This is a genomic window from Mesorhizobium sp. M1409, from assembly GCF_040317535.1.
Classification (GTDB): domain Bacteria; phylum Pseudomonadota; class Alphaproteobacteria; order Rhizobiales; family Rhizobiaceae; genus Mesorhizobium.
Window position 1 is genome coordinate 1 of the sequence record NZ_JAMYKV010000151.1, and the last position, 940, is coordinate 940.

Below are 940 nucleotides of genomic sequence, written 5' to 3' on the forward strand. Positions count from 1 at the left end.
TGGCGCTGCATGGCCGCGCCGATTTTGGCGAAATCGGGCTGCGTCAGCGGCTCGACGGTACCGATGTCGCGGAAGAAGGCAGTCATCGACGGCTCGACAAGCACGAGCATGCGCACCTGCTTACCACTTTCGTTCGAGTAATCGTGCGACTCCATCGGTCCGATACGGACCGCGCTGCCTGGATCGGCGACTACCGTGCGCGGCGCTTCACCAGCCTCGAAGTGGCGGATCCTCAGTTCACCCTCCAGGATGTAAAACATCTCCGGTGAAGGGTGGGCGTGCGGTGGGGTACCGGAGCCGGGAGGCACCGTGACCTCAAGCATTTCAAGGTTCGAGCCGGCAACGCCGCCCAGGAAGCGGATGCGGTCGGCGATGACCCAGACGGTTTCGCCGCCATCGAATGGTACTACGTCAATCGTCATGATTTCTCCTTCGGTTTTGATGACACGCCCGCTTGAGGATGGCTCTGGCCGACTGCGGACAGGATCAGCTCGAGCGCCCAGGATGCGGTTTCGCCGGCCTGGGCGCCGTCGAGACCGCCATAGTCTTTCAAAACCTCCCAAGCGGAGGCTGAGAAGAGGAGATGCGCCAGCGCTTCGATTCTGCGGGTTTCGGCTGCCGGAAGCTTGGCGGTTGCGGCATTGAGAGCATGTGCGAAATGGCGGCGGCGGTCGAGAACCGTGCCCATGCGCATGTCGCGCCCTGTCCGCGAATGCAGAGCAACGCGCATCGCAGCTTCATGCTGGTCAAAACGTGGAAAGGCTGTTCGTGGCCCGTCCAGCAGCTCCTGCAATGTCTGCGGACTGGTGATCGCGCCGATCCGGGCGTTCAGCCAGGGCCAGAATGCCGCCAGCAGGTCGTCCTTTGTGGCAAAGTGACGGAAGACGGTACGCCGCTGCACCCCAGCCTTTTCGGCGATCGCCTCGGCGGTGATCTCATC

Annotated in this window: 2 protein-coding genes; both read right to left on the bottom strand. The window is 62.8% G+C overall.

The window, feature by feature from the left end; translation table 11 throughout:
- On the bottom strand, nt 1–422 hold a 422-nt coding region (locus NKG99_RS35770), incomplete at its 3' end, for a cupin domain-containing protein (RefSeq protein ID WP_352874176.1).
- A partial coding sequence (locus NKG99_RS35775; RefSeq protein ID WP_352874178.1) for a TetR/AcrR family transcriptional regulator occupies nt 419–940 on the bottom strand: 522 nt, incomplete at its 5' end. The genes NKG99_RS35770 and NKG99_RS35775, both read right to left, overlap by 4 nt.